The following is a 19,539-nucleotide window of genomic DNA, read 5'->3' as shown; positions in this document are numbered from 1 at the left end:
AGGTGATCCTGTCCGGCGGCAATCGCGACGCGTGGGTGGCCGACAACCAGGGGCTGCATGCGCGCGACATCGCGATGCACATCGCGCTGCCTGAAGTCGACGGGCGCATCGTCACGCGCGCGGTGAGCTTCAAGGGGCTCGCGTATCGTTGCTCGCACACCGAAGTCGACGTCGTGCGCTATCAGCCGGACGCCGAACGGATCGCGTTCGTCGCGGCGCTCGCGCGCGGCTGGTGCCGGCTGCGCACGCTCGACCCCGCGGACAAACGCATCGCGCTGATTCTCGCGAACTATCCGCAGAGCGAAGGGCGGATCGGCAACGGCGTCGGGCTCGATACGCCGGCGTCGGCGCTGCGCGTGCTCGCGGCGCTGCGCGAGGCGGGCTACGCGGTGGCCGATTTGCCGGCCGACGGCGATGCGCTGATCGCGCAGCTCACCGAAGGCGTGACCAACGACCCGGCCGTGCACGCACTGCGCCCGGCGTTCCAGAGTTATGCGCTGGCCGACTACGTCGTGCGTTTCGCGCGGCTGCCGGCCACGGTGCGCGATGCGCTGAACGAACGCTGGGGGCCGCCCGAAGCCGACCCGACGCTGCGGCACGGGCGCTTCCCGATCGCCGGCTGGCGCGCGGGCCACGTGTTCGTCGGCATCCAGCCGTCGCGTTCGCGCGACGAGAACGACTACGCGAGCTACCACGATGCGGACCTCGTACCGCCGCACGCGTATCTCGCGTTCTATTTCTGGCTGCGCGATGCATTCGGCATCGACGCGATCATCCACCTCGGCAAGCACGGCAACCTCGAATGGCTGCCGGGCAAGAGCGTCGCGCTGTCCGACGCATGCTGGCCCGACCTGACGCTCGGGCCGCTGCCGCACCTGTATCCGTTCATCGTCAACGATCCGGGCGAGGGCAGCCAGGCGAAGCGCCGCGCACAGGCCGTGATCATCGATCACCTGATGCCGCCGCTCACGCGCGCGGAAAACTACGGCCCGCTGCAGGATCTCGAGCGGCAGGTCGACGAATACTACGAAGCGCTGATGGTCGATGCGCGGCGCGCGAAGCTGCTGCGCAAGACGATCCTCGCGACGATCGCCGAGCATCGGCTGCACGACGAGCTGAGCGTATCGCCGCCGCGCGACACGGGCGACGAGGATGCGTTGCTCACGCGCGTCGATGCGTGGCTGTGCGAACTGAAGGAAGCGCAGATCCGCGACGGGCTGCACGTGTTCGGTGCGTCGCCCGCCGAGCGCCAGCGGCGCGATACGCTGCTCGCGCTCGCGCGCTTTCCGGTCGGCGACGGCAAGGGCGAACGGGCCGGACTGATCGGTGCACTCGCGCGCGATCTCGCGCTCGGCGACGGTTTCGATCCGCTCTCGGCCGACTGGGCCGCACCGTGGAGCGGGCCGCGGCCGGCCGTCCTGCAGGCGCTCGATGCGTCGCCGTGGCGTCATGCGGGCGATACGCGCGAGCGGCTCGAATGGCTCGCGCAGCGGTGGCTCGACGGGCTGTGCTCGGTCACGTGCGGCGACGATGGCCATTCCGGTGCTGCCGGCATCGACACGACACCGCCCGGTGAATGGCCGCATACGCGCGCGGTGATCGAACGCGTGCGCTCGACGCTGATCCCGGCGCTCGATGCATGCGGCGGCGAGGAACTGCGCCAGCTGCTGCGCGGGCTCGACGGCCGCTTCGTGCCGCCAGGGCCGAGCGGTTCGCCGTCGCGCGGCCGTCCCGACGTGCTGCCCACCGGCCGCAACTTCTACTCGGTCGACACGCGCGCGGTGCCGACGCAGGCCGCCTGGACGCTCGGGCTGAAATCCGCGCAGCAACTGATCGAACGCCACCTGCAGGATCACGGCGACTATCCGCGCGCGATCGGGCTGTCGGTCTGGGGCACCGCGACGATGCGCACCGGCGGCGACGATATCGCGCAGGCGTTCGCGCTCATCGGCGTGCGGCCGAAATGGGCGCACGGCAGCCATCGCGTGACCGACTTCGAGATCCTGCCGATCGAGATCTTCGACCGGCCGCGCATCGACGTGACGCTGCGCGTGTCCGGCTTCTTCCGCGATGCGTTCCCGAACCTGATGCACCTGTTCGACGCGGCCGTGCAGGCGGTTGCCGCGCTCGACGAGCCCGAGGAACTGAACCCGATCCGCGCGCGCATCGAACGCGAACGCGAGCAGTGGATCGCGCAGGGCGTGGCGCCCGACGAAGCGCGGCGTCGCGCCGGCTGGCGCGTGTTCGGCGCGCGGCCGGGCAGCTATGGCGCGGGCCTGCAGGACCTGATCGACCAGCGCCGCTGGCAGACCGACGCCGATCTCGCCGACGCGTACCGGCAGTGGGGCGGCCATGCCTACGCGCAGAACAGCGCGGGCGATGCCGCGCCCGACGTGTTCGGCGAGCGGCTCGCGACGATCGACGTCGTCGTGCAGAACCAGGACAGCCGCGAGCACGACATTCTCGATTCGAACGATTACTACCAGTTCCAGGGCGGGATGACGGCGGCCGTGCGGCACCTGTCCGGGCAGCAGCCGAGCATTTATCACGGCGACCATGCGAACCCGGTTGCGCCGAAGATGCGTACGCTGCGCGAGGAAATCGCGCGCGTGATCCGCTCGCGCGTCGTCAACCCGAAATGGCTCGACGGCGTGAAGCGCCACGGCTACAAGGGCGCGGCCGAAATGGCCGCGACCGTCGACTATCTGTACGGCTATGACGCGACCGCCCGCGTGCTGTCGGACCATCAGTACGCGCTCGTCGCCGACACCTACCTGTTCGACGACGACACGCGCGCGTTCCTCGAACGGCACAACCCGAAGGCGCTGCACGGCATCTGCGAACGCTTCGTCGAAGCGATGCAGCGCGGGCTGTGGCAGCAGCCGGGCGACTATCGCGAGCGGATCGAAGCGGTCTGGCTCGCGAGCGAACAACTCGAGGAAGGAGGCCGGCGATGACCGATCCGACGACGCACCGCGCCCGCGCGGTGTTCCCGTTCGCGGCGCTGGTCGCGCAGCAGCCGTTGCAGCAGGCGCTGCTGCTCGCGGCGATCGACCCGTCGCTTGGCGGCGTGCTCGTCAGCGGGCCGCGCGGCACCGCGAAATCGACCGCCGCACGCGCGCTCGCGGAACTGCTGCCGGAAGGCGAGTTCGTCACGCTGCCGCTGTCGGCAAGCGACGAACAGGTGACGGGCACGCTCGATCTCGCGCATGCGCTCGCCGAAAACGGCGTGCGCTTCCGGCCGGGGCTGCTGGCCCGCGCGCATCGCGGCGTGCTGTATGTCGACGAGGTGAACCTGCTCGCCGACGGGCTCGTCGATACGCTGCTCGACGTCGCCGCGAGCGGCGTGAACGTGGTCGAACGCGATGGCGTGTCGCATGCGCACGATGCGCGCTTCGTGCTGGTCGGCACGATGAATCCCGAGGAAGGCGAGTTGCGCCCGCAACTGCTCGATCGCTTCGGGCTGATGGTCGAGCTCGAGAATTGCTTCGATGCCGCGCAGCGCGAACAGATCGTGAAGGCGCGGCTGGCGTTCGATCTCGATCCCGATGCGTTTGGTGCGCGTCACGCGACTGCGCAGCACGCGCTCGGCGAGCGGATTCGTGCGGCACGGGCACGGCTGGCGACGCTGGATTTCGACGCTGCGGTGCATGCGCGCGTCAGTGCGCTGTGCATCGACGCGGCCGTCGACGGGCTGCGCGCCGACCTCGTGATGCTGCGCGCCGCGCGGGCCCTTGCCGCGCTGGAGCAGGCCGATGCCGTGACGGTGTCGCATGTCGAGCGCGTCGCCGACGCGGTGCTGCGGCACCGGCGCCATGCCGGTGCGCCGCCATCGTCCGGCTCGTCGCAGACGAACGGTGAACGCGGTGAGCGCAACGATCACCGCGATCGCTCGCCGCCGGACATGCACCGGCAACCTGACGAACAACCGGGCGCGGCAAGGCATGACGCCACCGCATCGCAGGGCGACTGGGGCTATCTGCCGCCCGAGCCGGCCGGGCTGCGCGACGTGAAAGGCGTCGTGCCGCTACCGCTAAAAAAACGCTGAGCCATCGAGCCGACGCCGCCGCGAACGCCGTTCGCGGTCCTCGATGGCACTCAGGCGCGACGGCGCGCGTGCCGGGCACCGCACGCTCGGGCACGGCCGTGGCGTGGCCCGCGACGCTCGCCGCGAAGCGCGGCAGCCCGCTGCATGCGACGCATCTGCGCTTTCGCAAGCAGGCCGGCGCGCCGCGCGCGCTGCATTGCTTCGTGCTCGACTGTTCGGCGTCGATGCTGTCGCACGATCGGCTCGCGCTCGCGAAGGGTTTGATCGTCGCGTATTTCGACCAGGCCGCGCGTGAGCGCATGGAAACCGCGCTGATCTGTTTCGGCGGCAACGGCGCCGCGCGGCGCTTTGGCCCGGCCGTGCCGCGCTGGTGGAATGCACGCTGGCTCGAACCGGTCGACGGCGGCGGCGGCACGCCGCTCGCGGACGGCATCGCGGCCGCCGCGCAGGTGCTCGCGCGCGACGCGCGGCGCACGCCGGCGCCGGACAAGCAGCGCTGGCTGTGGGTGCTGTCCGACGGGCGCACGCGCGAGACGCCGCCGAAACCGGCGGCCGCCGATCACGTCGTGTTCGTCGACTTCGACGATGCGGCCGTGCGGATCGGGCAGGGCGCACGGCTCGCCGATGCATGGGGCGCGCAATGGATCGCGGCCGCGTCGCTATGCGACGAGCCGGCCCGCTGAACGCCGTCGCGCGTCGCGCCATCGGCGCTGCGCTATGATCGCCGTTTCTGCTCACTGGAAGGCCTGCCATGCAAGTACTCGTCGATGCCGACGCGTGTCCCGCCGTCATCAAGGACATGCTGTTTCGCGCCGCGCGTCGTGCCGAGATCTGCGTGACGCTGGTCGCGAACCAGTTTCTGCGCACCCCGCCGTCGCCGTTCATCAAGGCGCTGCAGGTGCCGGCCGGTTTCGACGTGGCCGATGCGCGGATCGTCGAACTCGTGGAAGCGGGCGACCTCGTGATCACCGCCGACATCCCGCTGGCCGCCGCCGTCCTCGACAAGGGTGCGCATGCGCTCGACCCGCGCGGCAACTGGTTCAGCCGCGAGAACATCGAGGAACGGCTGTCGACGCGCGCGATGATGGATCAGTTGCGCAGCGCGGGAATCGATACCGGCGGGCCGGCGCCGTTCAGCGCGCGCGACGGCAAGGCGTTCGCATCGCAGCTCGACCGCTTTCTCGCGCGCCACGGCAAGCCGTGACACGCGCGGCGCATCGGCGAGGCCCGCCGACCCATGCGCGAGCGCCGCGTCGAGCGTCGACGGAATGCGCGTCGTCCGCCTGTGCGGCAGATGCGCCAGACAAACGACTTGCGTGGAAGCCGCGATACATTACCGGTTTCGCGCCCGCTCATTGACGGCGGCAGGGTGCGGTTTCTCGCCGACGCTGATATCGTGACGCCAATGCCTACACGGAGTGCAAGGATGTCACCGACCCAACTGCTCGTTCCGACGTTGACCCAGATGCTGCGCGCGCAATCCGCGTGGCTCGACAAGGCGGCCGCGCACCGGCAGGCCGCCGGCGACGCGCCCGACGCGGTGCTGACGCTGAAGCTCGCGCCCGACATGTATCCGCTCGCCGCGCAGGTGCGCTTCTCGTGTTTCCAGGCGATGGAACCCGTGTACCGGCTGCGCGGTGAGCCGCTGCCGGCCGCGCTGCTGGCGTTGCGGGAAGCCGGCTGGAACGCCGATGCGCAGCCCGGCACGCTGAGCGACGCGCACGGCATCGTCACAGGCACGCTCGCGTTTCTCGGCGAGCTCGCGCCCGATGCGCTCGACGGCGGCGCTGCGCTGCCGATCGCCCTCGAACTGCCGAACGGCATCGCGTTCGACATGACGGGCGAGCAGTACGTGCGCGACTGGGCGCTGCCGCAGTTCTACTTTCACGCGATCGCCGCCTACGCGATCCTGCGCCATCACGGCGTCGATCTCGGCAAGGCCGACTATGTGCCGCACATGCTCGCGTACGTGCGGCCCGGCACGATTCCGCAAGGATGACGAACGGATGAGCCGGCGCGCCAGTCTCCGCCGAGCGGCGCGCGAACCGGCATGACCCGCGCGCTCTTCATCTGCAGCCGCAACCGGCTGCGCAGCCCGACAGCGGAGGCGGTGTTCGCCGCGTGGCCAGGCGTCGAAACCGACTCCGCGGGCCTTGCGCCCGACGCGGACACGCACCTGTGCGCGGACCAGCTCGAATGGGCCGACATCGTGTTCGTGATGGAGCGCGCGCACGGCGCGAAGCTGTCCGCGCGCTTCGGCGCGCACCTGAAGCACCGGCGAGTCATCTGCCTCGACATTCCCGATCGCTACGCGTACATGCAGCCCGAGCTGATCGCGCTGCTCGAGCGCAAGGCCGGCCCGTTTCTGCGCGCGTGACCGGCGCGGGCGCGTTCAGCGCAAACGCAGCGGCCCGTCGACGCGCACCGCAAGGCGATCGAGGTGCAGCAGTTCGATGATCTTGCGCGTCGGCACGCTCGCGCGCAGCGTGTCGAGCCGTTCGACGTCGAACCACTTGCAGCGGGCGATTTCGTTGCTGGCGCGCGGCGTCAGGTGCCTGGGCACATCGGCCACGAATACGTGATGGAGCTTCGTGAGCCCGCCGAACTGCACCGCATAGTCGAGCGCGAGCCCCTCCAGCCGCGTTTCCTCCGCCAGCTCGCGTTGCGCGGCCTCCAGCGGCGTCTCGCCGCGCCGGATCGTGCCGCCCGGCAGCGACCAGCGCGCCGCGCTGCGGGCGACCAGCAGCACGCTGCTGCGCTGGCGGCAGACGATCGTGGCACGTTCCTTGATGATGGCGAGGGTATCGGGCCCGGTACTCATGTTCGGCAAAACAGGTGCTGAATCGTGGAGGAAATGCGCGTCGGCCGGTCGTAGCCGGCCCGTAGCCCGACACGCGGGCGCGACGGCATGCAGGCAGCCGCGCCGATCTTACCGGGCGTTCATGACAGTTCGGTGCACCATGCCGCGCACCGGCCCGCGCGTCACGCGTGCGTATAGATGCCCGAGCGCGCGGGCTTGCCGTGCCGCACGTGGCGTCGCTTGTGGACGGTGCGCCGGTGATGTGGCGGCGGTGCCACATGTCGGCGCGGGGGCGCCGGGCGGGCGGTGTGCGAGGTCGCCCCAGGTTGTACCTGGCCTTCGCCGAAATGGAATGTCTGGGTTTGCGCGCGGGCGACGCCCAGTGTCGACGCCAGCACGAGGGCCGCGAGCAGCATGCGTTTCATGAATCTTCGCCTTTCTTCAGTTCAGTTGAGCACCGTCCGCCAGCTTAGCGAACGGCGGCCCCGCGCCGCAACCGGCCTGCGTTCGGGGTCGTCCCCACTTGCGCGCGGCCGCTTTATCGGCCCGTCGGCCGGGACATTTCCAGCTTGACAACACAATTCCTCAGTGTGAATATAAATTCACACACAAGAATTATTGTTCCAGCCGGGAAAACCGTGCCGCCATTGCCGGCGCGGCGGAACCGGTGGTCCGATCAACCGGAAGCAGGAGCGAGACGCATGGCGGAACACGAGCAGCAGGGCGCGCTGGCAGGGTTGCGCATCATTGATCTGTCGCGGGTGCTGGGTGGCCCCTACGCGACGCAGATCCTCGCCGACCACGGCGCGGAGGTGATCAAGGTCGAGCCGCCGTCGGGCGACGAGACGCGCACCTGGGGGCCGCCGTTCGACGGCGACACCGCGTCGTATTTCCTTGGCGTGAACCGCAACAAGCTCGGCATCGCGCTCGACCTGACGAAGCCCGACGACCGCGAGCGGCTGCTGGGGCTGCTCGAGCACGCCGACGCGGTGGTCGAGAACTTCAAGATCGGCACGATGGAGCGCTGGGGCCTCGGCTTCGACGCGCTGCACGCGCGCTTTCCGCGCCTCGTCTACTGCCGCGTGTCGGGTTTCGGCGCGGACGGCCCGCTCGGCGGGCTGCCCGGCTACGACGCGGCCGTGCAGGCGCTGGCCGGGCTGATGAGCGTCAACGGCGAGGCGGGCGGTGCGCCGCTGCGCGTGGGCGTGCCGATCGTCGATCTCGTCACCGGGCTGAACGCGGCGCTCGGGGTGCTGATGGCGCTGCGCGAACGCGATGCGAGCGGGCGCGGCCAGTTCGTCGAATCCACGTTGTTCGACTGCGCGCTGTCGATCCTGCATCCGCATACGCCGAACTTCTTCCATTCGGGGAAGGCGCCGGTGCGCACCGGCAACGCGCATCCGAACATCACGCCGTACGACAGCTTCCCGACCGCGAGCGTCGACATCTTTCTCGCAGTCGGCAACAACGGACAGTTCGCGGCACTCTGCGACGTGCTCGGCACGCGCGACTGGCCCGACGATCCGCGTTTCGCCGACAACCGCGCGCGCAGCGCGAACCGCGCCGCATTGCGTGCGCTGCTCGAAACGGCGCTGGCCGCACACGACGGCGCAGCGCTCGCCGACCAGCTGATGCGCCGCGGCGTGCCGTGCGCACCGGTGCTCGGGCTCGATGCGGCGCTCGACCATCCGCATGTCGCGCATCGGCAGATGAAGGTCGAACTCGGCCGGCATCGCGGCATCGCGTCGCCGATCAAGCTCGGCCGCACGCCGGCCACGTACCGGCGGCCGCCGCCCGCGCTGAACGAACACGCCGCGCAGGTCTTTGCCGACGACGAACACGACGGCGGCAAAGACGGCAACGGCGATCGCCGGCACTGACCGGCATCGCGACGGGCGGCCATGCGACGACGCAAGGCCGCACCCCGCGCGCCCCATCGGACATCCGCCGCGCCGCGCACGACGCGCGCCGGCGCAAGAGGAGACACATCATGCTCGCATGGATCGGCGCGATTGCGATCGTCGCGCTGTTCGGCCTGATCATCACGAAGCGGCTCGCGCCGCTCGTCGCGCTGATCGTCGTGCCGGTGGCCGCATCGCTCGCGGCCGGGTTCGGGCTTCAGACCGGCAAGTTCATCGTGCACGGTGTGCAGAACATCGGCCCGATCGCCGGGATGTTCGTTTTTGCGATTCTATTTTTCGGAATCCTCAATGACGCGGGGATGCTCGATCCGATCATCGCCGGCGTGCTGCGCGTGATCGGCTGCCATCCGCCGCGCATCGTGATGGGCTCGGCACTGCTCGCGCTGCTGATCCATCTCGACGGCTCGGGCGCCGTCACGTTTCTCGTCACGCTGCCCGCGATGATGCCGCTCTATACGCGGCTCGGGATGGACCGGCGGATCCTCGCGTGCGTCGCGTCGATGGCGGCCGGCGTCAATTTCCTGCCGTGGGTCGGACCGATGCTGCGCGCGTCGGCGGCATTGCACATTCCCGGCTCGGCGATCTTCATGCCGATGATTCCGGTGCAGATCGTCGGGCTCGTGTTCGTGTTCGGCACCGCGTATGTGCTCGGCGTGCGCGAGGCGAAGCGGCTCGGGCTCGATCGCGCGGGCGCCGCATCGCTCGCGATTGCGCCGCGCGAGCTGACCGACGCCGAACGCGCATTGCGCCGGCCCGGGCGTTTCAGGATCAACCTCGCGCTGACGCTCGTCGTGCTCGTCACGCTGGTGTCGGGCATCGTCGATCCGATGGTGATGTTCATGCTCGGCACGGTGGCCGCGCTCGTGATCAACTATCCGGACGTGCAGGCGCAGCGCGAGCGGATCGACGCGCATGCGAAGGCCGCGCTGATGATGGCGAGCGTGCTGCTCGCGGCCGGCGCGTTCACCGGGATCATGTCCGGCACCGGGATGCTCAAGGCGATGGCCGAGGTCGTCGTCGCACACGTGCCCATCGAGCATGCGCGCCACATGCCGTTCGTGCTCGGCCTGCTGTCGATGCCGCTCAGCCTGCTGTTCGATCCCGATTCGTTCTACTTCGGCGTGCTGCCGGTGCTCGCGGAAAGCGCGAAGCTGCTCGGCGTGCCGCCGATCCAGATGGCGCAGGCCGCGCTGCTCGGCCAGATGACGACCGGTTTTCCGGTCAGCCCGCTCACGCCCGCGACGTTCCTGATCGTCGGGCTGACCGGCGTCGAGCTCGCCGAGCACCAGAAATTCACGATTCCGTTCCTGTTCGCCGCCACCGTGCTGATGGTCTTCACCGCGGTCGCGACGGGCGTGTTTCCGTTGTGAGCGCCCCCGGGCCCGGCGCCTGGCGCCGGGTCATGGAAGCGCCAGTCAACCTTGGGGCGGCCAGCCTCTGCACATGCCGCGGCCGTTCACGTTTTCCGGGAGAGCAACCCATGCAGTTCGACCTGACCGACGACCAGCGCGCGATCGAAAGCGCGATCGAGAAAATCTGCGCACGCTTCGGCGACGATTACTGGCTCGAGCGCGACCGCGCCGGCGGATTTCCGTCCGACTTTCACGCGGCGCTCGCCGAAGCCGGCTGGCTCGGCATCGCGATGGACCCGGCGCATGGCGGCGCCGGGCTCGGGATGACCGAGGCCGCGCTGATGATGCGCACGATCAGCGCATCGGGCGCCGGCCTGTCGGGCGCGTCGGCCGTGCACATGAACATCTTCGGGCTGAATCCGGTGCAGGTGTTCGGCAACGACGCGCAGAAGGCGCGCTTCCTGCCGCCGCTGATCGCCGGGCGCGACAAGGCCTGCTTCGCGGTGACCGAGCCCGACGCGGGCCTCGACACGACGCACCTGAGCACCCAGGCGCGCCGCGACGGCAACGACTACGTGCTGAGCGGGCGCAAGATCTGGATCTCGACCGCGCAGGTCGCGAACAAGATGCTGATCATCGCGCGCACGACGCCGCTCGATCAGGTCGCGAAGCCGACCGACGGGCTGAGCCTGTTCTATACCGACCTCGACCGTTCGCGCGTCGAGGTGCGCGAGATCGAGAAAATGGGCCGCAAGGCCGTCGACTCGAACATGCTGTTCATCGACAACCTGCGCGTGTCGCGCGACGACCTGATCGGCAACGAGGGCGACGGCTTCCGCTATCTGCTGCACGGGCTGAATCCGGAGCGGATCCTGATCGCCGCCGAGGCGATCGGCCTCGGGCAGGCCGCACTGCGGCGCGCGACGCAGTATGCGTGCGAGCGCGTCGTGTTCGGCCGGCCGATCGGGCAGAACCAGTCGATCCAGCATCCGCTCGCGCAGGCGTGGATGCAGCTGGAGGCTGCGTGGCTGATGGTGATGAAGGCCGCGACGCGCTACGACGCGGGGCAGTCGTGCGGCGCGGAGGCGAACGCCGCGAAGTACCTCGGCGCGGAAGCTGCGTTCCAGGCGTGCCAGACGGCGATCGCGACGCACGGCGGAATGGGCTATGCGAAGGAATACCATGTCGAGCGCTACCTGCGCGAGTGTATGATTCCGAGGCTCGCGCCCGTGAGTCCGCAACTGATCCTGTGCTACATCGCGGAAAAGGTGCTCGGGCTGCCGAAGTCGTACTGACCGTACCGACCCGGCAGCCTGCCCGGCGCGCGGCTTCCCGTTCCGAATCAAGCGCTCGTCATGGACGTCAAACTCGTTGCCCGCACGCTCGACCTGTTCGAGCTGTTCGCCGCCGAAAAACGGCCGCTGCCGCTCACCGAACTCGCGCGCCTGCTCAACGTGCCGGCGTCGAGTTGCCTCGCGATGGCGCGCACGCTCGTGAGCCGCGGCTATCTGTACGAAGTACGCAAGCGCGGCGGCTATTACCCGACGCGGCGCCTGCAGGCGATCGCCGCCGCGATCGACGCGACCGATCCCGTCGTCGACCTCGTGCATCCGCATCTGGTCGCGCTGCGCGACGCGAGCCGCGAGACGGCCGTGCTCGGCAAGATCCAGGGCGCGTCGGTCACGTATCTCGACGTCGTCGAGTCCGAGCAGGCGATCCGCTATACGCGCCAGCCGGGCGAGCTGCGCCCGCTGCATGCGAACTCGATCGGCAAGGCGATCTTCGCGGAGCTCGCCGACGATGCGCAGCAGGCGCTCGGCGCGCAGTTGTCGTTCGAACGCTTCACCGACGCGAGCGTCGCGGACCTGCCTTCGCTCGTCGCGCAGGCCGCGCGGTTTCGCGAACTCGGCTGGGCCGAGAATTTCGGCGAGAGCGCGCCCGAGCTGTCGGCGATCGCGGTGGCGGTGACGCTCGACGGCGACTGGTACGGGCTATCCGTCGTCGGGCCGACCGAGCGGATCCGCCAGCATCGCGACACGCATGCCGCGCTGCTGGTCGATGCGAAGGCGCGGCTGCTGGCCGAGCAGGGGCGCGGTTAGCGCCACCGCGCGATACGCCGCGCGTGAGCGCTTCAGCGATACCAGCGCGGCGTATAGACCCACTCGCGGCCGCCGTCGATCGTGAAACGCCGCGTCGTCGACGAGCCGACGATCACCATCGTGCGCATATCCACCTGATCGCTGCGCAGCGCGCCGAGCGTCGTCGTCGTCAGCGTCGCGCCGGGGCGGCCGATGTCGCGGCCGAGCACGACGACCGTATCGGCTGCGCGGTGCGCGCGCACGATGTCGAGCGCGCGGTCGAGTTGCCACGGCCGCGCACGCGAGATCGGGTTGTAGAACGCCATCACGAGATCGGCTTGCGCCGCATGCCGCAGGCGCGTCTCGATCACCTCCCAGGGCTTCAGGTTGTCTGACAGCGAGATCGCGCAGAAATCGTGGCCGAGCGGTGCGCCGGCCTGCGCGGCTGTCGCGAGCGACGCCGAGATGCCCGGTTCCACGCGCAGGTCGACTGCCGCCCATTGCGGGTCGCGCGCTTCGTCGAGCGCTTCGAGCACGGCCGCGGCCATCGCGAACACGCCCGGGTCGCCCGACGATACGACCGCGACCCGCCGGCCCTGCGCCGCCAGTTCGAACGCATGGCGGGCGCGCTGCATTTCCTCGCGATTGTCGGTGCCGTGCACGCGCTGATCGGCGCGGAACGGGCCGGCCATCGTCACGTAGGTCGTGTAGCCGAGGATGTCGGTGGCCTCGGCGAGCGCACTGCGTGCGGCGGGCGTGAGCCATGCGGCACCACCCGGGCCGAGACCGAGCACGGTCAGGCGGCCGCGTGCGCGACCGAGCGTGGCCGGATCAATCGGGTGTGAAGCGACGGCGCAGGCGAGACCGTCGGCGGTTGCGCGCAGCGTATGCGCGACGCGCAACGCGCTGCCGAGCAATGCGGCGGCATCGAGGGCGCCTGCGTGAGCGCCATCGACTTCGGCAAAACGCAGCGGCACGCCGAGCGTTTGCGCCGCCTCTTTCAGTCGAACGTCGCCGAGCAATGTTGCGGGCGCAACGAGTGCGGCGAGCGCCAGTCGCGCGAGCCCCTGCGCGTCGAGCAACGCTTCGACCCGCGCGGCAAGCGACGGCGGCGCATCAGCCCGCGCGCCATGCACATCAATACCGACCACCACGCTACGCGGATGAATCACGAGTTCGTCGCGCGCGCCGCGCCACGCGTCGGGCGTCACGCGAATCGCATGCGCTGCCGCGGCGTCACGCGGCAGCGCGACGTCGTCGAGCCACGGCGCCGCGCCGTCGATGCGCGTGGCCGCGCCCGCAAGCAGATCGGACACGAAGCGCTTGCCTTGGGCGAGATCCGCAAGCGCATAGCCTTCGGGCGGGTTGAGCACGCACGCGCCGAAGCGCAACTCGCCGCTCGTCGTGATCGCCGGCGCGACACCGACGCATTCGGCGATTTCCCGCGCGATCACGTTGACGCCGGTCAGCCCGCCGAGCAGCGGCACGACGGCCGAGCCGTCTTCCGCGACGGCGAGCACGGGCGGCTCGACACCCTTGTCGGCGAGCGCCGGCGCGATGCAACGGATCACGATGCCGGCCGCGCACAGCGCGACGATCGGCAGGCCGCGTGCGTAGAGCTCGCGCAGGTGCGCGCCGAGTTCGTCGAACGGCACGTCGGCAGCGACGCGCGATGCGAGCCCGTGCACGAGGGCGCCCGGATAGCGCGCCTGGATGCGCCGCGCGGTATCGAGCGCACCGGCGCCGAGAATCACGATCGCGGGCGGCGTCGTCATCCTTGCCATTTTTCCCCCGGCACCACGAGCAGCGAGAAATACGGCGACGCCATCGGATCGACTTCGTCGAGCGGCACGATGCGCTGGGTCGCCATCGTCGCGCGCTCGACGTACAGCGCGCGCTTCGCGAGCCCCAGGTCGTCGAGCACGCGCCGCACCTTGTCGAAGTTGCGGCCGAGCTTCATCACGACGGCCGCGTCGGCCTGCGCGAGCCGCGCGCGCAATTCGTTCTCCGGCAGCACGCCGGACAGCACCGACAGGCTCTGGTTGCGATACACGAGCGGCTGGCCGAGCACGGCCGTGCCGCCGAGCATCGCGCACACGCCCGGGATCACCTCGGTGTCGTAGCGTGGCGCGAGCCGGTCGTGCAGGTACATGTACGACCCGTAGAAGAACGGATCGCCTTCGCAGATCACCGCGACATCGCGCCCCGCATCGAGATGCGACGCGACGATCTCGGCGGCCGTGTCGTAGAAGTCGGCGATCACCGTTTCGTAGCACAGCGGCGGCGGCAGCGCTTCGGTCGTCACCGGGTAGACGAGCGGCAGTTGCGTCTGCGTATCGAGCAGGTGCGCTTCGACGATCCCGTACGCATTGCCTTTCTTGCCCTTCGCGACGAAATACGCGACCACCGGCGCGGCCTGCAGCACGCGCAGCGCCTTGATCGTCATCAGTTCCGGGTCGCCGGGGCCGACCCCCACGCCGAACAGGCGTCCGCACGGGGCCATCATTCGACCTCCGTCGCGAGCGCGTTGACCGCGGCGGCGGCCATCGCGCTGCCGCCGCGCCGGCCGAGCAGCGCGACGTACGGCACGCCGCGGCTGTCGGCGGCCAGCATCGCCTTCGATTCGGCCGCGCCGATGAAGCCGACCGGAAAGCCGAGGATCAGCGCGGGGCGCGGGGCGCCGGCGTCGATCATGTCGAGCAGGTGGAACAGCGCAGTCGGCGCATTGCCGATCACGACGACGCTGCCGGCCAGCTGGGGGCGCCACAGTTCGAGCGCCGCGGCCGAACGCGTGTTGCCGAGATGGCGCGCGAGATCGTGCACTTCCGGCTCGCCGAGCGTGCAGATCACGCGATTGCCGGCCGGCAGCCGCGCACGCGTGATGCCTTCGGCCACCATCTTCGCGTCGCACAGGATCGGCGCACCGGCCGCGAGCGCGGTGCGCCCGGCCGTGCCGGCGCCCGCCGAGAAGCGCAGGTCGTGGACGACGTCGACCATCCCGCACGCATGGATCACGCGCACCGCGAGTTTCTCGAGATCGGGCGGAACCTGCGACAGGTCGGCCTCGGCGCGGATCGTCGCGAACGACTGGCGGTAGATTTCCTGCCCGTCGCGAATGTAGTCAAGCATCGGTGGTGTCCTGGCTGTACCGCGCGCCCGTCAGTCGGGCCGCGGCCTGGTCAATCGTCAGATGGCGCGCGAGCGGGGCGCCGAGGCCCGCGGCAGCGTCGCGCCGGTAAAGGTCGTAGCGCCCGGGCGCGACCGCGACGAGCGTGTGCGTCGCCGTGTGCGGCAGCGCGCAATGGCGCTCGCAGCCGGTCAGGTGCGCGTCGAGCGGATGGCCGATGTACTCGGCCAGCGCGAGCGCGTCGCGTTTCGTATCGGCGCGCGATTTCGCGCAGCCTGCGCTGCCCGTGCACGCGACGAGCGACGCGAGCGGATCGGTCATCGCGCACACGAGGCCGAGCGACGCGAGCGCATCGAGCACGGCCGGCGCGCGTTCGTGCAACACGCCGTGCATGAACACGCCTTGCCACGGCGTCATCGACAGCGTGCCGTCGCCATCGGCTTCGGCTAGGTCGGCGAGCCGCTCCAGTTGCGTCGCGTCGAGCCGGCCGAGCGCGCATTGCGCACCGACGCTGCAGCGGGCCGCATCGAGCGACGGCCGCGCGCCGAAACGCAGCGCGGCATTGGACGGCGCGCGTCGCCAGCCGGCGAGCGCCGGATCGGCCGCGAGCGGGAAGGGCAGATAGTGCTGCGCGCGTTCGAGCAGCGCGCGTTCGCCGCAGATCGCGATCAATCCGCGCATCCGCGCGACGTCGACCGGCGCGAGATCGAGGAACGCAAGCAGCAACGCACGCACGAGCGCGACGGTCTGGTCGGGCGACACGTCGATCGACGCGGGCGTGTCGTCGGGGGCGACCGGCACGCAGCCGGCCAGGCTCGCGGCGATGCGCAGCGCGCCGTCGCCGCGACGCCATGCGGCCAGCCAGATGTCGTGCGGGTGATCGACGGCCGCGACCGATTCGCCGCCGTCGAGCTGGATCGAGAATTTCGGCGACAGTTCGCCGCGACGCGGCTCGCGCGCCAGCAGGTCGAAGAGGGGTGTCGCGAGCGCGCGGCTGTCGAGCAGCGCGTCGGGGTCGCGCCCGGCGAGCGGGCTGAGCATCAGGTTGCGGACGTCGTCGCTCGCGGCGAGCGCGGCCCGGTCGGCGGCCGCATCGGCGACCTCAGCGCTGCGCGCGCGCGGGCCGAGATCTGCGTCGAGCAACGCGTTGGCCAGCGGATCGGCCGCTCCGTCGCGAATGCCGCGCAGCTGAAGATTCGCGCGATTGGTCGCGTCGATCGCACCGGAGCCGTAGGCGCGCGCGGCAGCGGCGATCGCGCGCGCCTGTCGCGCGTCGAGCCGGCCGCCCGGCAGCTTGATGCGGCACAGTCCGCCATCGGCGGCCGCGACGACGCGCACGAGCCCCGGGCAAGCCGACGGGCGCACGGCAGGCGACGCAGGAATCGAAACGGGGGCGGAGCTCAACGGAATACGGGACAGTGTCGCGCAACGGCCAACGCATCGGTACACCCCGCCCGACGCCGACTGGCACGCACGCACTTTCAGGCCGGCAGGTCTCCTGGCTGACAGGTCGGCGCCTGCTCCCGGCCTTCCCGGTAAAACCAGTGGCATGAAAGGGAGATCGGCTCGCTGTCTACAGTTGCGGGGGCAGCCACGGCGGCGCGATGTGCACCCCGTGTTCCCTCTTCGGCCCCGAAGGGCACCGGCGATCGAACGGCCGTAGGATACCCGATTTCGACGGCGCTTCGCGACCGCCCGGCCATGCGCCGGAGCCGGGGCAAAGCACGGTGCGGGGCGGCAGCCACGCAGATGAAACGCGCGGTGGAACACGGTACCATGCCGACTTTCGCAATGCGGACGGCCGCACCGGCGCCTTCACGGCCGCCGCGCGGCGACTCGATGGAACCGAACGATGGGGAAGGGTGCATGACGGCGTGGCTGACGGTAGTGGGCATCGGCGACGACGGCTACGCGGGGCTCGGACGCAGCGCGCGGCGCGCGCTGCTCGACGCGACGCGGGTGGTCGGCGCGAAGCGGCACCTCGACATGCTGCCCGCGCGGCTGCCGGCCGCGCGCGAAGCGTGGCCGTCGCCGTTCGACCTGTCGGGCCTGCTCGCCCGTCGCGGCTCGCCCGTTTGCGTGCTCGCGAGCGGCGACCCGATGCTGTTCGGCGTCGGCGCGACGCTCGCGCGCGAACTGCCCGCCGACGAGTGGCGCGTGCTGCCTGCACCATCGTCGCTGTCGCTCGCGGCCGCGCGGCTCGGCTGGGCGTTGCAGGACGTCGGCGCGGTGTCGCTCGTCGGCCGCCCGCTCGCGACGCTCGCGCGCCACCTGTTGCCGGGCCGGCGCCTGTTCGTGCTGAGCGCGGACGGCCGCACGCCGGCCACGGTCGCCGCGGAGCTCACCGCACGCGGCTTCGGCCCGACCCGCATCAGCGTGTTCGAACATCTCGGCGGCCAGCTGGAGCGGCGCATCGACGGTCTCGCGCAGGACTGGCACGTCGACCAAACGGCCGCGCTCAATCTCGTCGCGCTCGACTGCCAGGCCGGCCCCGATGCGCCGCGCCGCGCGCTCACGCCCGGCTTGCCCGACGACGCATACCGCCACGACGGCCAGCTCACCAAGCGCGACATGCGCGCGCTCACGCTCGGGCGCCTCGCGCCCGCACCCGGCGAACTGCTGTGGGACGTCGGCGCGGGCAGCGGCTCGATCGGCATCGAATGGATGCGCGCGCATCCATCGTGCCAGGCGATCGCGATCGAATCGCACGCCGAGCGGCAGCGCTTCATCGAACACAACCGCGACACGCTCGGCGTGCCGGGCCTGCAACTCGTCGCGGGGCGTGCGCCCGAGGCGCTCGCGGGGCTCGCCGCACCGGACGCGATCTTCATCGGCGGCGGTGCGACGGCGCCCGGCGTGCTCGACGCATGCTGGTCGGCGCTGAAGCCCGGTGGCCGGCTGGTCGCGAACGCGGTCACGCTGCAGGGCGAAGTGGCGCTCGCCGCGTGGCGCGATGCGCACGGCGGCACGCTCACGCGCGTATCGCTCGCGCACGCGGAGCCGCTCGGCCGCTTCGACACGTGGCGGCAACCGTTGCCCGTCACGCTGTACGACGTGCGCAAGCCGGATGCCGCGGCAACCGACCTGTCGGACCTTCCGGACCTCGCGTGATGCGCGACGAAACCCCCGAACAACCGGCGCCGCTGCGGTTCGGCTACACGACCGGCAGCTGCGCGACCGCGACGTCGCTCGCCGCCGCGCGCCTGCTGCTCGCGGGCCGCGCGGACGATGCGGTCGAAATCGTGCTGCCGAAGGGGCAGCGCGTGATGATGCGGCTCGAGTTCTGCCGGACCACGGCCGACGGCGCCGAAGCCGGCACGCTGAAGGACGCCGGCGACGATCCCGACGTCACGCACGGCGCGCTGATCTTCGCGCGCGTCGCGCTCGCCGCGACGCCGGGCGTGCGCTTTCATGCAGGGCCGGGTGTCGGCACGGTCACGCGCGCCGGGCTCACGCTGCCGGTCGGCGAACCGGCGATCAATCCGGTGCCGCGCCAGATGATGACGACCCACCTCGACGCGCTCGCCGCCGAATACGGCCATGCGGGCGGCTTCGACGTGACGATCGGCGTCGAGGGCGGCGAGGCGCTCGCGTTGAAGACGATGAACCCTCGCCTCGGGATCGTCGGCGGGCTGTCGATCCTCGGCACGACCGGCATCGTGCGGCCGTTCTCGTGTTCCGCGTACATCGCGTCGATCCACCAAGGCATCGACGTCGCGCGCGCGAACGGCGTCGCGCACATTGCCGCGTGTACCGGCAACGCGAGCGAGGACGCGATGCGCGCGCACTACGGCCTGCCCGACATGGCGCTGATCGAAATGGGCGATTTCGCCGGCGCGGTGCTGAAACACCTGCGCCGCGCGCCCGTCGCGCGTCTGTCGATGTGCGGCGGTTTCGGCAAGCTCAGCAAGCTCGCGGCCGGCCATCTTGACCTGCACAGCCGCCATTCGAGCATCGACCTGCCGCTGCTCGCGCAGTGGGCGGCGGAGGCCGGCGCGAACGACGCGCTGCAGGCCACGATGCGCGCGGCGAACACGAGCCAGGAAGCGCTGAAGCTCGCACAGACCGACGGCGTGCCGCTCGGCGACATCGTCTGCGCGCACGCGCTGCGCGTCGCGCGCGACATCGTGCCGGCCTCGGTCGCCGTCGAGATGTTCGCGATCGACCGGCAGGGCCGCTTTGTCGGAGACGCGCGATGAACGCCACGAACGC

The 19,539-nt window shown here is 70.7% G+C and carries 18 protein-coding genes and 1 riboswitch; of the genes, 12 read left to right on the top strand and 6 right to left on the bottom strand.

Translation table 11 applies throughout. The annotated features are described in order from the left end of the window. From cobN to BX604_RS36305, 6 genes are all read left to right on the top strand, one after another. Nucleotides 1-2,957 (top strand): cobaltochelatase subunit CobN (gene cobN, locus BX604_RS36330; RefSeq protein WP_098556520.1); only part of this gene is annotated, 2,957 nt, incomplete at its 5' end. Continuing rightward, nucleotides 2,954-4,048 (top strand): ATP-binding protein, encoded by a 1,095-nt coding sequence (locus BX604_RS36325; RefSeq protein ID WP_098556518.1) that lies wholly within the window; start codon nucleotides 2,954-2,956, stop codon nucleotides 4,046-4,048. The genes cobN and BX604_RS36325, both read left to right, overlap by 4 nt. 68 nt (nucleotides 4,049-4,116) lie before the next feature. Further along, on the top strand, nucleotides 4,117-4,731 hold the full coding sequence (locus tag BX604_RS36320; RefSeq protein ID WP_098556516.1) for a vWA domain-containing protein: 615 nt from the start codon (nucleotides 4,117-4,119) through the stop codon (nucleotides 4,729-4,731). 68 nt (nucleotides 4,732-4,799) lie between these two features. Beyond that, entirely contained in the window at nucleotides 4,800-5,252 is a 453-nt protein-coding gene (locus BX604_RS36315; protein WP_098556514.1) for a YaiI/YqxD family protein, read from the top strand. A gap of 222 nt (nucleotides 5,253-5,474) precedes the next feature. After that, nucleotides 5,475-6,047 (top strand): DUF1993 domain-containing protein, encoded by a 573-nt coding sequence (locus tag BX604_RS36310; protein WP_098556512.1) that lies wholly within the window; start codon nucleotides 5,475-5,477, stop codon nucleotides 6,045-6,047. 51 nt (nucleotides 6,048-6,098) lie between these two features. Continuing rightward, complete coding sequence (locus BX604_RS36305; protein WP_098556510.1) at nucleotides 6,099-6,425, top strand: low molecular weight protein tyrosine phosphatase family protein; 327 nt, start codon at nucleotides 6,099-6,101, stop codon at nucleotides 6,423-6,425. A gap of 15 nt (nucleotides 6,426-6,440) precedes the next feature. On the opposite strand, the gene BX604_RS36300 is transcribed toward BX604_RS36305, so the two are convergent. Both BX604_RS36300 and BX604_RS36295 read right to left on the bottom strand, forming a co-directional pair. Beyond that, the gene (locus tag BX604_RS36300; protein WP_098556508.1) at nucleotides 6,441-6,869 is read right to left on the bottom strand and encodes an NUDIX hydrolase; all 429 of its coding nucleotides are present in this window, start codon (nucleotides 6,867-6,869) and stop codon (nucleotides 6,441-6,443) included. A 161-nt stretch (nucleotides 6,870-7,030) separates the two neighbouring features. Continuing rightward, on the bottom strand, nucleotides 7,031-7,273 hold the full coding sequence (locus BX604_RS36295; protein WP_098556506.1) for a hypothetical protein: 243 nt from the start codon (nucleotides 7,271-7,273) through the stop codon (nucleotides 7,031-7,033). A gap of 276 nt (nucleotides 7,274-7,549) precedes the next feature. On the opposite strand from BX604_RS36295, the gene BX604_RS36290 reads away from it, so the two are divergent. From BX604_RS36290 to BX604_RS36275, 4 genes are all read left to right on the top strand, one after another. Then, entirely contained in the window at nucleotides 7,550-8,728 is a 1,179-nt protein-coding gene (locus BX604_RS36290; RefSeq protein ID WP_098556504.1) for a CaiB/BaiF CoA transferase family protein, read from the top strand. A 110-nt stretch (nucleotides 8,729-8,838) separates the two neighbouring features. Then, entirely contained in the window at nucleotides 8,839-10,140 is a 1,302-nt protein-coding gene (locus BX604_RS36285; RefSeq protein ID WP_098556502.1) for a CitMHS family transporter, read from the top strand. 110 nt (nucleotides 10,141-10,250) lie between these two features. Further along, on the top strand, nucleotides 10,251-11,417 hold the full coding sequence (locus tag BX604_RS36280; RefSeq protein WP_098556500.1) for an acyl-CoA dehydrogenase family protein: 1,167 nt from the start codon (nucleotides 10,251-10,253) through the stop codon (nucleotides 11,415-11,417). Nucleotides 11,418-11,477: 60 nt separating this feature from the next. Further along, a complete protein-coding gene (locus BX604_RS36275; protein WP_098556498.1) occupies nucleotides 11,478-12,221 on the top strand; it encodes an IclR family transcriptional regulator in 744 nt (247 codons plus the stop codon). 32 nt (nucleotides 12,222-12,253) lie between these two features. On the opposite strand, the gene cobJ is transcribed toward BX604_RS36275, so the two are convergent. The 4 genes from cobJ to cobG are packed head-to-tail and all read right to left on the bottom strand — an operon-like array spanning nucleotide 12,254 to nucleotide 16,692. Beyond that, nucleotides 12,254-13,975, bottom strand: a complete 1,722-nt coding sequence (gene cobJ / locus BX604_RS36270; protein ID WP_098556496.1) for a precorrin-3B C(17)-methyltransferase — start codon at nucleotides 13,973-13,975, stop codon at nucleotides 12,254-12,256. Then, the gene (locus tag BX604_RS36265) at nucleotides 13,972-14,706 is read right to left on the bottom strand and encodes a precorrin-2 C(20)-methyltransferase (RefSeq protein ID WP_098556494.1); all 735 of its coding nucleotides are present in this window, start codon (nucleotides 14,704-14,706) and stop codon (nucleotides 13,972-13,974) included. The genes cobJ and BX604_RS36265 overlap by 4 nt, the downstream gene beginning before the upstream one ends. Next, nucleotides 14,703-15,329, bottom strand: coding sequence for a precorrin-8X methylmutase (locus BX604_RS36260; RefSeq protein WP_098556493.1), 627 nt, complete (start codon nucleotides 15,327-15,329; stop codon nucleotides 14,703-14,705). The genes BX604_RS36265 and BX604_RS36260 overlap by 4 nt, the downstream gene beginning before the upstream one ends. Next, nucleotides 15,322-16,692 carry a precorrin-3B synthase gene (cobG, locus tag BX604_RS36255; RefSeq protein WP_098556491.1) on the bottom strand — a complete coding sequence of 457 codons (1,371 nt, stop codon included), beginning with the start codon at nucleotides 16,690-16,692 and terminating at the stop codon, nucleotides 15,322-15,324. Before cobG ends, BX604_RS36260 begins: the two co-directional genes overlap by 8 nt. A 106-nt stretch (nucleotides 16,693-16,798) precedes the next feature. Beyond that, nucleotides 16,799-16,989: riboswitch (cobalamin riboswitch) on the bottom strand. A 204-nt stretch (nucleotides 16,990-17,193) separates the two neighbouring features. On the opposite strand from cobG, the gene cbiE reads away from it, so the two are divergent. Next, a complete protein-coding gene (gene cbiE, locus BX604_RS36250; RefSeq protein WP_098556608.1) occupies nucleotides 17,194-18,438 on the top strand; it encodes a precorrin-6y C5,15-methyltransferase (decarboxylating) subunit CbiE in 1,245 nt (414 codons plus the stop codon). Further along, nucleotides 18,438-19,526 carry a cobalt-precorrin-5B (C(1))-methyltransferase gene (locus tag BX604_RS36245; RefSeq protein ID WP_098556489.1) on the top strand — a complete coding sequence of 363 codons (1,089 nt, stop codon included), beginning with the start codon at nucleotides 18,438-18,440 and terminating at the stop codon, nucleotides 19,524-19,526. The genes cbiE and BX604_RS36245 overlap by 1 nt, the downstream gene beginning before the upstream one ends. The last annotated feature ends 13 nt before the right edge of the window (nucleotides 19,527-19,539 follow it).

Source organism: Burkholderia sp. JKS000303 (genome assembly GCF_002563755.1).
GTDB lineage: Bacteria > Pseudomonadota > Gammaproteobacteria > Burkholderiales > Burkholderiaceae > Burkholderia > Burkholderia anthina_B.
The sequence above is the reverse complement of the archived record's forward strand: the minus strand, read 5'-3'. Positions and strand labels throughout refer to the sequence as shown.

Coding starts and splice junctions, on each gene's coding strand:
- BX604_RS36325 (WP_098556518.1), top strand. CDS start 2,954: ATGACCGATCCGACGACGCACCGCGCCCGCGCGGTGTTCCCGTTCGCG.
- BX604_RS36315 (WP_098556514.1), top strand. CDS start 4,800: ATGCAAGTACTCGTCGATGCCGACGCGTGTCCCGCCGTCATCAAGGAC.
- BX604_RS36310 (WP_098556512.1), top strand. CDS start 5,475: ATGTCACCGACCCAACTGCTCGTTCCGACGTTGACCCAGATGCTGCGC.
- BX604_RS36305 (WP_098556510.1), top strand. CDS start 6,099: ATGACCCGCGCGCTCTTCATCTGCAGCCGCAACCGGCTGCGCAGCCCG.
- BX604_RS36300 (WP_098556508.1), bottom strand. CDS start 6,869: ATGAGTACCGGGCCCGATACCCTCGCCATCATCAAGGAACGTGCCACG.
- BX604_RS36295 (WP_098556506.1), bottom strand. CDS start 7,273: ATGAAACGCATGCTGCTCGCGGCCCTCGTGCTGGCGTCGACACTGGGC.
- BX604_RS36290 (WP_098556504.1), top strand. CDS start 7,550: ATGGCGGAACACGAGCAGCAGGGCGCGCTGGCAGGGTTGCGCATCATT.
- BX604_RS36285 (WP_098556502.1), top strand. CDS start 8,839: ATGCTCGCATGGATCGGCGCGATTGCGATCGTCGCGCTGTTCGGCCTG.
- BX604_RS36280 (WP_098556500.1), top strand. CDS start 10,251: ATGCAGTTCGACCTGACCGACGACCAGCGCGCGATCGAAAGCGCGATC.
- BX604_RS36275 (WP_098556498.1), top strand. CDS start 11,478: ATGGACGTCAAACTCGTTGCCCGCACGCTCGACCTGTTCGAGCTGTTC.
- cobJ (WP_098556496.1), bottom strand. CDS start 13,975: ATGACGACGCCGCCCGCGATCGTGATTCTCGGCGCCGGTGCGCTCGAT.
- BX604_RS36265 (WP_098556494.1), bottom strand. CDS start 14,706: ATGATGGCCCCGTGCGGACGCCTGTTCGGCGTGGGGGTCGGCCCCGGC.
- BX604_RS36260 (WP_098556493.1), bottom strand. CDS start 15,329: ATGCTTGACTACATTCGCGACGGGCAGGAAATCTACCGCCAGTCGTTC.
- cbiE (WP_098556608.1), top strand. CDS start 17,194: ATGACGGCGTGGCTGACGGTAGTGGGCATCGGCGACGACGGCTACGCG.
- BX604_RS36245 (WP_098556489.1), top strand. CDS start 18,438: ATGCGCGACGAAACCCCCGAACAACCGGCGCCGCTGCGGTTCGGCTAC.